General features: G+C 54.6%; 13 protein-coding genes. 10 read left to right on the forward strand and 3 right to left on the reverse strand.

The genetic code is table 11. The features are described 5' to 3' along the window. The first annotated feature begins 45 nt into the window (after positions 1-45). The 6 genes from AAFN83_RS12990 to AAFN83_RS13015 all read left to right on the forward strand — a co-directional run bounded on the left by AAFN83_RS12990 (position 46) and on the right by AAFN83_RS13015 (position 4,388). Positions 46-807 (forward strand): hypothetical protein, encoded by a 762-nt coding sequence (locus tag AAFN83_RS12990; RefSeq protein WP_347769984.1) that lies wholly within the window; start codon positions 46-48, stop codon positions 805-807. Between the two features lie 14 nt (positions 808-821). Beyond that, on the forward strand, positions 822-1,271 hold the full coding sequence (locus tag AAFN83_RS12995) for a GNAT family N-acetyltransferase (protein ID WP_347769986.1): 450 nt from the start codon (positions 822-824) through the stop codon (positions 1,269-1,271). Positions 1,272-1,285: 14 nt separating this feature from the next. Further along, positions 1,286-1,807 carry a dihydrofolate reductase family protein gene (locus AAFN83_RS13000; RefSeq protein WP_347769988.1) on the forward strand — a complete coding sequence of 174 codons (522 nt, stop codon included), beginning with the start codon at positions 1,286-1,288 and terminating at the stop codon, positions 1,805-1,807. A gap of 221 nt (positions 1,808-2,028) precedes the next feature. Further along, positions 2,029-3,522: an SMI1/KNR4 family protein gene (locus AAFN83_RS13005; protein WP_347769990.1), complete on the forward strand. Its 1,494-nt coding sequence runs from the start codon at positions 2,029-2,031 to the stop codon at positions 3,520-3,522. Positions 3,523-3,711: 189 nt separating this feature from the next. Further along, the gene (locus tag AAFN83_RS13010) at positions 3,712-3,915 is read left to right on the forward strand and encodes a helix-turn-helix transcriptional regulator (RefSeq protein WP_347769992.1); all 204 of its coding nucleotides are present in this window, start codon (positions 3,712-3,714) and stop codon (positions 3,913-3,915) included. 2 nt (positions 3,916-3,917) lie between these two features. Next, positions 3,918-4,388 carry a hypothetical protein gene (locus AAFN83_RS13015; RefSeq protein ID WP_347769994.1) on the forward strand — a complete coding sequence of 157 codons (471 nt, stop codon included), beginning with the start codon at positions 3,918-3,920 and terminating at the stop codon, positions 4,386-4,388. A gap of 113 nt (positions 4,389-4,501) precedes the next feature. On the opposite strand, the gene AAFN83_RS13020 is transcribed toward AAFN83_RS13015, so the two are convergent. Both AAFN83_RS13020 and AAFN83_RS13025 read right to left on the reverse strand, forming a co-directional pair. Further along, on the reverse strand, positions 4,502-5,608 hold the full coding sequence (locus AAFN83_RS13020) for a DNA alkylation repair protein (protein WP_347769996.1): 1,107 nt from the start codon (positions 5,606-5,608) through the stop codon (positions 4,502-4,504). A gap of 90 nt (positions 5,609-5,698) precedes the next feature. Beyond that, positions 5,699-6,661 carry a DMT family transporter gene (locus tag AAFN83_RS13025; protein WP_347769998.1) on the reverse strand — a complete coding sequence of 321 codons (963 nt, stop codon included), beginning with the start codon at positions 6,659-6,661 and terminating at the stop codon, positions 5,699-5,701. Positions 6,662-6,817: 156 nt separating this feature from the next. Here AAFN83_RS13025 and AAFN83_RS13030 point away from each other — a divergent pair, with 156 nt between their 5' ends. The 4 genes from AAFN83_RS13030 (at position 6,818) to pcp (ending at position 10,838) form a co-directional block, all read left to right on the forward strand. Further along, positions 6,818-7,696: a LysR family transcriptional regulator gene (locus tag AAFN83_RS13030; protein ID WP_347770000.1), complete on the forward strand. Its 879-nt coding sequence runs from the start codon at positions 6,818-6,820 to the stop codon at positions 7,694-7,696. Between the two features lie 395 nt (positions 7,697-8,091). After that, positions 8,092-9,585, forward strand: coding sequence for an Lsa family ABC-F type ribosomal protection protein (locus AAFN83_RS13035; RefSeq protein WP_347770002.1), 1,494 nt, complete (start codon positions 8,092-8,094; stop codon positions 9,583-9,585). A 126-nt stretch (positions 9,586-9,711) separates the two neighbouring features. Further along, positions 9,712-10,236, forward strand: a complete 525-nt coding sequence (locus AAFN83_RS13040; protein ID WP_347770004.1) for a hypothetical protein — start codon at positions 9,712-9,714, stop codon at positions 10,234-10,236. Then, the gene (gene pcp, locus AAFN83_RS13045) at positions 10,233-10,838 is read left to right on the forward strand and encodes a pyroglutamyl-peptidase I (RefSeq protein WP_347770006.1); all 606 of its coding nucleotides are present in this window, start codon (positions 10,233-10,235) and stop codon (positions 10,836-10,838) included. Before AAFN83_RS13040 ends, pcp begins: the two co-directional genes overlap by 4 nt. A gap of 223 nt (positions 10,839-11,061) precedes the next feature. Here pcp and AAFN83_RS13050 read toward each other — a convergent pair whose 3' ends face one another. Next, on the reverse strand, positions 11,062-11,655 hold the full coding sequence (locus AAFN83_RS13050) for a DUF5823 family protein (protein WP_347770008.1): 594 nt from the start codon (positions 11,653-11,655) through the stop codon (positions 11,062-11,064). Between the last annotated feature and the right edge of the window lie 31 nt (positions 11,656-11,686).

Genomic DNA, 11,686 nt, shown 5'->3' on the forward strand with positions numbered 1-11,686 from the left:
AAATGGATGCTGGACTCAGCATCCGTCTGAAGCAGAGGGGAACGTATGGCAAGTACGATTTTTTTAGATAAGGTCCAGGCATTGCTTCACTTGCACAAGCAGGGGTACCTTGGGGGAGAAGTCATGCCCGAGGATGCTCTTCGAGGGATTGTCCCGGAGAAGGACCTGTCGAATGTGCTGACGTTGGCTATGGCTTTAAACTATCAAAGAGACGCCTATGCTTTGTGGAGGGCGGTGGCTCAAGCCTATCAGGACGAGGAGATTCGCTGGGTATTCACACCGAGAACGGCATCCGCAGCAGGACTAGAGGAGCTGCGGTCGTCTTTGCTCCGGCATCGGGTTGCGCTGCAGCCCAATCGCCACCCGGATAGTTGGAGAAGGGTCGCCGAGGGGATTGTCCAGGCTTCTGCGGCTGGCGATGTGGCGGGAATGCTGGAAGCGGCGGATGGGGACATTGCCGTTTTGAAGGACCGAATGCAGGGTTCGCAGAAAGCAAGCTTCCCCTATCTATCCGGGCCGAAGATCTTTAACTACTGGCTATATGTCATGGAGACCTATGCCGGGGTGAAGTGGAAGTCGCGCGAGCTGATCACCGTTGCTCCCGATACGCACATTCTGAAAGCCACCGTCCAATTGGGACTCTGCACCGCCGATGTCCTGAATGGCTCGGCAGATGACCGCAGGAGGGCAGCGGAAGCATGGGCGCATGCCCTCAGCGGCACCGGACTTGCTCCAATTGATGTACATACTCCGTTATGGCTGTGGAGCCGAGCCGGGTTTCCGTCCCTGGCCCCAACGCAGGAATGAGAAGGAGGAGACTCATGACCCAGACATTCCCTATTGAATGCAGGCAGGCAGCTCCGAGCGACTACGACGAGATGCTCCAGCTCTGGGAGCGCTCGGTGATCGCGACTCATTCCTTTCTGAGCGCGGAAGCTCGGGAGGCCATCCGCCTCGAAATCCCCTCCTACTTCCCGCAGCTGGAGGTTCAGCTCTGGTATCTCCACGGGGCCATGCTAGGCTTTTCCGCCATACACGAAGGACACCTGGAGATGCTGTTCCTTGACCCCGAATCCATTGGCAAAGGGTACGGCAAGCAGATCATGCAACAGCTCCTGGCTACATTCGGGGTGAAGAGCGTGGATGTGAACAAGGACAATCCGAAGGCGTTGGCCTTTTACCAAAAAAACGGCTTTGCCATCGTCAGGGAATCACCGACCGACGGTGCGGGACGGCCTTATCCAATTCTTCATTTGGCATTAGAACGTTGAAAGGAGAAGAGCGAATGAGCGGGAAAATCATTTTGAATTTGGCGGTCAGCCTGGACGGGTACATCGCAAGCGAGGATGGAAGCTACGAGTGGATCGTCGGCCATGGCGATTCGAGCCTGGACACAGAGAAGCAGCTCGTGTTTGAGCAATTTGTGGACAGCGTGGATGTTGTGGTGATGGGCAAGCGCTGCTATGAGCAGGGAATGCACAAGGAGTACGCGCACAAGAAGGTTTATGTCGCCACTTCGGAAGCATTGGAGAGCAAAGGAAACCTGACGTTCATTCAAGGCGATATCGTCCGTCTCATCCAGGAAGAGAAGCAGCAGGGCCGAACAATCTACCTGTTTGGCGGCGGAGTGGTCATTGATGCATTTGTCAAAGCGAATGCGATCGACGAATACATCATCGGCTTCATTCCCATTGTGCTCGGGCAGGGAAGGCCGTTGTTCCTCGGGGGCAACCCCACGATCCCCTTGCGGACGGAAGAGGTTTTCGTGCAGGATGGAATTGTCATCATGCGATATACCAAGCGCTAAGAGACCCGCTCGATCAACGAGGGGGTCTCGGCTGACTTCCCTGGTTCTCTGATCCGTGGCCCCTTCTTTTCAGAAATGATGCTCTTTTTCTACCAAAGAGAGATGTAATCCCTTGTAAAAAAAGGTAGACACGAGTGATTTTTTCGGGGGGATAATCAACGAGGAAGGGCCTCTTTCCTAAATGAAGAAGGAGCCAGGAAGAAGACAAGGAGGATAACGTGATGGATGCCGCAAGCACATGGATCAACCATTTAAAGGCTTATGTTCCGGATATCGAAGAGTTGCTCCCTCCAGGCGTCGAAGCCAAGGAGCTGGATGAATGGGAGAGACAAGCCGGGGTGAAGCTCCCGGAGGAGTTCCGAACCTTGTATCTGGCGCATAATGGCGAAGGGGATTCACTCTGCGGTGTTATGGCGGGCTTCGGATGGATGACACTCGAATCCATTCATCGCAATTGGAAGGGGCTGCAAAGCTCGGCCTATTCCATCCTATCCAACCAGAAGGATCAGATTCTCGAAGGGCCTTACCGCAGTGGATGGATTCCCTTTGCAGATGATGGTGGAGGATCCTTCCTGGTCATGGATTTGATGCCAGGGCCGGCAGGAAGCTACGGGCAAATCATTACCATTGACCACGACTCCGACATTTCCTATGTCCTTGCTGAAAGTCTTAGCGGGTTCTTGGACTTTGTTGTGAACGGGTTTGCGAAGGGACAGCTCGTGCTGGATGAGGAAGAGGATGCAGAGGAAGGGGAACGGGTAATCAGCTGGAAGAGCGGGCACTTATTCGGTGATGTCCTTGCCTTGACCGGAACAGCTGGTGATGCGTACGCCGATTCTATTGCTCTCCATGGATTCTGGGCGGAATACTTCAAGGATGAGCTGGTAGAGGACCGAATCTCGACCCAAACCTTAGCCAAAACCAGAATGGTCTTCATCAAGGCTAATGAGGGGGAAAAGTTCGATGAGGTTTCCCTTGAGCCGCTGAAGCACATGGGGAATCTCAAGGAACTGATCATTCATGCGAACAATATTGCCAGCTTTGAACCACTGAGGGAAGTCTCCTCCTTGGCTAAGGTCATTATTGGAAGCAAAGCCTTCCAGGAGACGGATCTGCCTTATTTGCAAGAAGCGGGAAGCGTGAAGGAGCTGACACTGGTTGGTCTTTCTCTTCAGGATGTCGAGGCTCTAGAGAAGCTCAAATCATTAAAGAAGCTTCGGTTGTACAAAGGGTCCATACAGAACCTCGACTCCATCGGAAACCTGACGAACTTGACCGAGCTGAGTCTGGACAAAATGGAAGTGGGAACCCTCGATTACCTCTCTCGTCTCACCAAGTTAACCGAGCTGGAGCTTAAAAATGTCCCGATCTCCCATTTGGGGTTCCTGCGCAGCCTGACCAAATTGAGGGTCTTCTCCACGGATCGCAAAGCGGTGGATGAATCCCAGCTTGAGCTGGTTTGCGGCCTGAGCAAGCTGCAGGAGCTTACCTATCCCATGGGCGATATGGCGTTGGTCAAGCGATGTGCTCAGGTGAAGGAAGTAAACATTGATGTCGTCAATTTGACGAACGTGAAGGACCTGGAGAACAGCAGCGTGAAGAGTGTCCACCTAACGAATCCCCGGTCGGAGGAAGAAGCGGAACGGGTTATCGCAGAGATTGAAACGTACTGCAAGCTGAGTTCCTGCGGGTGGTCACAGACCTGGGAGGAATAGCGGCCTCATCCTAATCAAAGACAATCTTGAATAGACCGAAACCCTCTCCTTCAGGAAAGGGTTTTTGTTTTGTTAATGACAATGATCCTATTTGACAGTCGCTTTTTTGCTAAGTAAGCTTTACATTTTTTGCAAAGCATACTATACTAAAATTGCAAAGTTAACTTTGCTTTCGAAGGGGGAGAACGAGTGAATACCCGAATACCCGAGCTGCGAAAAGCCAACAAGCTGTCGCAAGAGGAGTTGGCCCAGGCCGTTGGGGTTACGCGGCAGACCATCACTTCCATTGAGACGGGCAAGTATACGGCCTCGCTTGTGCTAGCTTACCGCATAGCCAAGTATTTTCACCTGACGATTGAAGAGGTGTTTGACTTATCGGAGGAGGCGTTTTAAACATGGAAAGCTTTGAAAAACGGATTCGATTTCGAATGAAGGCTTTTTCGATTTTGCTGGTGGTGTCCGCCCTTCTGACCGTATCTATTGCGCTGTGGCAGCATTCGGTCGGCGAAGTGAGCGGTACAGATGAAATGGGGAGTTTTTTCAAAGGCATGATCAAGGGGATGCAAATCGGTGTCTTTCTCGGTATATTCGCCGCTATGCTCGGTTTCATTGTCCAATATGCCAAAGCATTAAAGAATGAGGCGGCATTAAAGAAGCTCTACATTGAAGAAAATGACGAACGCAGCCGACTGATTTCCTTTCGATCCCTATCCTTCTCTTTTTCCTTGATCCTGGGGATGGTCGGGCTTGCCGGAGGGATCGCCGTCTTTTTCCATGCAGCCGTGGCCTTTACTCTCTTTGCGGTTCTGATCCTGATGGTGCTGACCTACTTCATCTCCTGGGTTATCTATTCGCGGCGGCTCTAGCCTTCGCACCGGGAAACAAACCAAAGCCTCCTACATCCGGCAAGCATGTGCGATCCAACCTGCGGAAAAGTCCGTGCTGGATACACCTATCGGAGAGGAGGCTTTCGTGATCTTTAGGGCTTCAAAAGGGTTAGCTGCGTGTGGGCGATTTCCTGGCCGTTCAGCAGAAGAACGATACGGTGCAGGCCCGGATAGTGCTTGCGGGTCGTCAGATCGGCAAAGCTGTGGGCTCGCTTCCCGGATACATGCGCGTCTCCTGCTGCGGTTCGATCCGAGAGCAGGAAAAGCTTGCGGGAGGGCTTGCCGTTGTGCTTGATAAAGTCGATGCCATACTCCAGCCGCATTTGGACGGCATCGGCCTTATTCAGGTTGAGGAAATAGTGCAGCTCGCAGCGGTCTCCTATGTGCAGCTGCTCCGGTTGCACCGTGAGGGAGGCGTTTCGCACCAGGCTCTCCCCCGGTGTTGTCTCCGTATAGCCGAAGAGAGCCAGCGCTTCCGGGATTGCTTTGCGAATAAGGGAGCGGCAGCCGTGCCGGATGATCCAGTTTGTATGGGGATGCTGGCCCTTCCACTCCTTGGCCACGGACAACACGAGGGCGGGATGATCCTTGGCGATGTCGTTCAGGTTATTGGCGACACTCTTGCGAACATAGAGAGAGGGATCCGCCTTGAGGTGCTCCAGCACGCAGAGAACCGGAGCGGGGTCCTTCTTGAACAACGGCAGGGAGACTCCCCACGGCAGTCGCGGGCGGCAGCCCTCGCTGGCCAAGCGCCGGACGTGCTCATTCGGATGGATCGCCCATTGCTGCATTCGGCTCATGACACGCTCCGGGTCCTGAAGCAAGAAGGGGCGGATGGCGAACTCTGCCGAGGATCGCTGGGTGAATCGCTCCAATGCGTGCATGGAGAGCTCCCAATGCTCCTCGCTTCTGCCGTACGTTGCAACAAAGTCGGGAAAGAACAAATAGGGAAACCCGGTGCAGGCTTCCTCAAGCGAAATCAAAACAGTCAGCGCTTCCTCATACGGACCGGGCAAGTGAGCTTTCAGTTGCTCGGCAATCCGGTGCATGCGGGCACGCAGCGGGAGCTCGTCCCAGGGGGGCGCAAATACATCGGCGGTAAAGGCATCGACAGAGAAGCTGGGGTACGCAGTGTGTACCTGTTTCCCAAAGCCTTGGATAAATGCAGGGGTGTAGATGTCCTTCATGGCGTCGCTCATCGAGCATTCCTCCTTACTCGATCAGCATAAACCAAAGAACCGGACAGCATTCTGTCCGGTTCACGAAACCTTAAGCCCTGGGCGGTGCGCTCAGGGCTTCTTTCCTTGTGCGGCTGCGGGAACGAACGGCTTGTGCCGAGGAGAGGCCACCCGCGTGAGAAAAGGCAGGTGAGACTTTGGCGTGGGGCCATCGAACGCGGCCTGCGGCTTCCGCTTGATGCCGGAGATGACCACTCCGGCCAGAATGAGCGCGGCGCCCAGATAGCCCCTCCCCTGCAGCCTCTCCTGCAGGAAGAACCAGGCGAACAGGGCGGTGAACACCGGCTCCAGCGCAAACAGCAGGCTGGTGCGTTCGGGCGTGGTGTGCTTCTGTGCGACCGGCTGAAGCACGAAGCCGAAGGCGCTGCAGATGATGGCCAGCCCCAGCACAGCCAGCCATTCCTCGCGGCTTGCGGGGAGAGCGGGATGCTCAAAGAGCAGGCTACCGATCCATCCATACAGCGCAGCAAAGCCGAGCTGGAAGATGCCGAGGAGCAGCCCGTCGGCTTTATGAGTCAAGCGGTTGGTGACGATGATTTGCCAGGCGTAAGCGAAGGCGCCGGCCAAGCACAACACAGCGCCGCCTGTAAGCGTCAGGCGTCCATTCAGCGAGAGCAGCCCGATTCCGACGAGAGCCAGGGTGGCTCCCCCCGCAACGGGGAGCTCGGGCTTGCGGCGGGTGATCAGCGTCTGGAGCAGGGGGACAAAGACAACGGTGGCGCTGGTGAGGAAGCCCGCCATGGAGGCGGAGGTCGAACGCAGGCCGAACATCAGGAAGGCGAAGAGGCCGAACAGGAGCAGGCCTAGCAAGGCTCCATAGCGAATCGTCCGCCAATCGGCATGCATGACGCGCCTTCGAAAGAGCAGCGCCGTCAGGAGGAAGGCGATCCCGAAGCGGAGCGCGATGAGGGTGAACGGCCCCATGTGGCCGAGGCCGAGCTTCATGAGGAGATAGGACGAGCCCCAGGCCATGGAGATCAAGGCAAGGAGGATATCAGCTTTCTTCTGAGACATGACAGGCGGCTCCATTCATTCGTCGGTTGCAGGCAGGTCTTGCCAAGTGCACCAGAATAGTAAACAATAAAAGCATCAATTCGAAAAGCGCATGTTTTTCATGATCAACATGATAAATTCTCATGCAGATGGGGTCATGAACGAAAGGGAGTCCATATGTCCAATCCCAAGTATGAAGCCCTGCTGAGAACCGTAGAGCTGGGCAGTCTTACCAAAGCAGCGGCGGCGCTCGGCTATACGCAATCGGGCATCAGCCATATGCTCAATGCGCTGGAGAAGGAGTGGCAGCTGCAGTTGCTCGTTCGCGATCGCTCCGGCATTCGCCTCACCTCGGACGGGATGCAGCTATTGCCTTCTATTCGCCGCGTGTGCAATGCGGAACGCGAACTGGAGGAAGAGATCCGGCGGCTGCATGGGCTGCAGGCCGGACTGATCCGCATCGGCATGTTCACGAGCGTAGCGGTGCACTGGCTGCCGACGCTGATCAAGACGTTCCACGCGGAGTATCCGAACATCGAATTCAAGCTGCTGCACGGAGATTATGACCAGATTGAAAACTGGATCGAGGAGGGGCTGGCGGATTGCGGGTTTCTCCGGCTTCCGGCTAGGCCGGGTTTGGATACCCGCTATCTGAAGCAGGATCGGCTGCTCGTTATCCTGCCGGAGGATCATCCGCTGGCTGACTGCAACTTCTTCCCGGTGGAAAAGCTTGCCGAAGAGCCGTTCATCCTGCTGGATGAGGGAACAACGAACGAGATTACCGATCTGTTCGAGCTGCATCGCATTCAGCCCAAGGTGCGGTTTAGCGCTAAGGACGACTATGCGATCATCTCCATGGTCGAAAGCGGCCTCGGGATCAGCATCCTGCCCGAGCTTCTTCTGCACCGCACGCCTTACCGCGTCATTCGAAAGGAGCTTAGCGTTCCCGCCTACCGAAGACTAGGCATTGCGATGAAGACGGGCAAGCTGCCTTCGCCTGCCCTGAGCCGTTTTTTGGAGCATTTGCAGGAAGGTCTGGAAAGACTCCAGATCTAGCTTGCACAAGTGTGATGGCTGGAGCATGAATTCAACAAGGATTGAGGCGAGGGCGCAGTCGGCCACAATGGTTATAACGATTCCTTACGTTGAGTTTGGAATCGCCTTATGGTATAGTGCTAACAACGAATTTGATGGGAGTTGGAAAGATGAAGAAGTAACGTTCTTGCTGATGTAGGTGCGCGTGTTTTCAAACCCGCGCTCTAGCTTAATAAGACAACAAAAGCGGATGGAGCCGCCTGTTTTATTATGCAAGCAAGAAGGTTATGGATTCTCTTTTCAGCCCAAACGGACAGCCTGGGTCATGCCCTTCACGGGTCTGGCTTCGGCGTATTCAGGAGCTGCGAGAAGAAGTCCTTCTTGCGGCTCCTTCCCTTTTTTAGGAGGGAATTCTCATGGCTATGATAAGCGTAAACAACCTGACCTTCAGCTATGACGGCAGCTACGATCCGATCTTCGAGAACGTCAGCTTTCAGTTGGATACCGATTGGAAGCTGGGCTTCACGGGGAGGAACGGCAGAGGAAAGACGACCTTTCTTCGGCTGCTGCTCGGCCGCTACGAATACAGCGGAACCATCTCCGCCAATGTGGGCTTTGACTATTTTCCATTCCAGGTGGAGGACAAGGACCGGGACACCCTGGCGATCATTCGCGACATTGACCCGGATATTGTGGATTGGGAGCTGGTGCGCGAGCTTTCCTACCTGCGGGTGCCCGAGGAGGTACTGGAGCGGCCCTTCTCGACGCTGTCCAATGGAGAGCAGACGAAGGTGCTGCTGGCCGCCTTGTTTTTGAAGGAAAACCGGTTTCTGCTGATTGACGAGCCGACCAACCACCTCGATATGGAAGCGCGCAAGCTGGTCAGCACCTATCTCCGCTCCAAGAGCGGCTACATTCTCGTGTCGCACGACCGCTCGTTCCTCGACCGCTGCGTGGATCACGTGCTCTCCATCAACAAGACCACGATTGAGGTCACGAAGGGGAATTTCTCCGATTGGTGGGAGAACAAGTCGAGGCAGGACCGCTTCGAGCTGGCAGAGAACGAGAAGCTCAAGAAGGACATCTCTCGCTTGTCTGAATCCGCCAAACGAACAGGCGCCTGGTCGCATGAGGTAGAGAGAACGAAGAACGGTACGACAAACTCGGGAAGCAAGCTCGACAAAGGCTATGTTGGTCACAAGGCAGCGAAAATGATGAAGCGGTCCAAGTCGCTGGAGCGAAGGCAGCAATCGGCGATTGAGGAGAAGAGCAAGCTGCTCAAAAATATCGAGACCTCCGAAAGCCTGAGCCTTTCCCCGCTCCCCTATCACAAAAGCGCTCTCGTGGAGCTCGAAGATGTTGCGATCTCCTATGGGGGCACCACGGTTTGCGAGAAGGTCAGCTTTGCGATTGAGCAGGGGGAACGGGTGGCGCTTCTGGGCCGAAACGGTTCAGGCAAATCCAGCATCCTGAAGCTGATTCTCGGCGAGGAGATCACCTATACGGGCACCTTCCGGAAGGGCAGCCAGCTTCAAATCTCGTACGTATCCCAGGATACCTCGCATTTGCAGGGAAGCCTGACCGAATACGCGGCCGAGTGCGGAATAGACGAAAGCTTGTTCAAAACGATCCTTCGGAAGCTGGATTTCTCCCGAACTCAATTCGAGAAGGATATGGCGGCGTACAGCGGCGGCCAAAAGAAAAAGGTCCTGATCGCCAGAAGCCTCTGCGAGAAGGCCCATCTGTACATCTGGGACGAACCGCTTAATTTCATCGATGTCATTTCCCGCATGCAGATCGAGGAGCTTCTGCTGGAGTATGCGCCGACGATTCTCTTTGTGGAGCATGACAGTGAGTTCAGCGCCAACATTGCCACGAAGGTCTACGAGGTAGAGGGCCGCCGGAGCTGATCATCACCCCTTGGAGTCGGAAGATAATGATCGACAGGCAGCGAGAAAACTCGTACTCTAGGGATAAATCGAGCTGATCCAATCAATGAGTACTGCGAATAAGGGAACGATAGAGGAGCTGACTGCATGAACGGATCGTTTCGACTGGAACAGGTAGGGAAGGAAGAGGACGGATACGCTTCAAACGGCGAAGCCACTTTGGGCTTTGGTCCATTTGCCCCAACGGGGGATCGGGTGCAGTACCATTTCCGCGAGGAAGAAATGACCCTGGAAGAAGCAGAGGCCTATATTGGGTCGGGATTAAACCAATTGCCAGCGGAAGCGATCGACGACTTGTGCGGAAAGCTTTGCACCTGGAAGGACGAGATTGTAAACGAGATTTACCCGGAAATGAGGCGGGCGGAGGGGATCGCCGAAGCGAAGGGAAGAGCAATTCTGCCGTTTCTCTCCATTAGCGATATCTACCTTTATCGGAATCCTTACAACCGACAAGACCCTGTTCTCGGCGCTGCCTTATACGCCGGAATGGACTGGGATTATGAGGATGGGATCGAGATCGTCATCAGAGGCAGTGAGATTTTGGAGACTCGCGAGTTCCTCGGGTATGGAGAGTTTGCCATTTGGGAGGAAGAAGAGGAAACAAGCTCATGAAGATTCTGGTCACCGGATTTGAACCCTTTAACGGAGAAGGCATCAACCCTTCGCTGGAAGCGGTCAAGCGCTTGGATGACTCGATTGCCGGTGCGGAGATCCGAAAGCTGCCCCTCCCCGTCGTGTTTCACAAGTCGGTCGTGAAGCTGATCCAGCATGTGGAAGAGGAACAGCCGGATGTGGTGATCTGCGTCGGGCAAGCGGGCGGCTACAATGGCATTGCGATTGAGAGGGTGGCGATCAACTTGTTGGATGCCTCCATTGCTGACAATGAAGGCAACCGTCCGGAGGATGTTCCGATCTATGAAGACGGCGCAGCGGCTTACTTTTCCAACTTGCCTGTGAAGAAGATGGTTCAGCGCATCAAAGATAACGGCTTGCCGGCGTTCCTCTCGAACAGCGCTGGAACCTACGTCTGCAACAACACGATGTATGGCCTTCTCTATCACATCGAGAAACGGTATCCCGATGTACGGGGCGGGTTCATCCATGTCCCGTTCATCCCGCAGCAGGTGGTGGACAAGCCGGGCAAGGCGAGCATGGCGCTGGACGACATCGCAAGCGGGCTTCGATCGGCCATCGAAGCGATCGTGGAAGGCTAAGAAACAAAACGGTGAGACTTTCCGTCAGTAGACGAGAGTCTCACCTTTTTTTGTTGCTTTGAACATATCGGCCTTCTCCTTTGTATTTAGGGCAGATTGCGATTCTTAGGCGGACAGCTCGCCTAGAGCGGAAGTTCCGGCTGTTGAAAGTCCGATCTTGGGAGCATCCATGCGGGAGATTCTTCTGTCCGTTGAATAGCTTCGTGCGGCAGGGCCGCTTCTACTAACGGGCTGGATTTTCCCGTTGCTCCCTGCGATGTTCGTGCTCCTCTTTCACCCCGTGTTCCAGTAAATACTTCATGCTGATGGTGTAAATGCCGGCCGAGATCGACAGCAGAACTACATAGGAGAGAGGCAGGGAGGGGTCGAGGAAGGCCGCCAGCTTCATGATTTGAAAGGCGAGAAAGCAAACGGTGCTTCCTGCAAAAAACTCCAGCGTGTAGGAGAAGGAGCGCTTCTTTTTCAAGCGGTCAAGAACAATGTCAACGCCTATTGCAACCGATGAGAGCAGGAACGAGATTCGGTAGAACATGAGGTTGTCCTCGTTCCCTGAGAGCGTGTCCTCCAAGCGTGCAACCGATTTCGCCAGCAGCGTTCCAAGGACCAGATAGAGCACGATGGCCAGCAGGTTGATTCCCACGCATTCAACCGGACGATAGGAGACCGACCCTTCCTTTCTCTGGATCAAGGTGGTGACGAAGCTCGCTGCGAACAGTGCGGCAAACCACAGATAGAGATAGGCATCCAGGCGAAGGGAAACAAAGTCGGTGATGAATTGTACGGCGGTCATGATGATTTCTTTCAGAATGAGAAACACCGAGAAGCCCTCCTCAGCAGCCGATATCGTC

The organism is Gorillibacterium sp. CAU 1737, from assembly GCF_039888655.1.
Lineage (GTDB): Bacteria > Bacillota > Bacilli > Paenibacillales > NBRC-103111 > Gorillibacterium.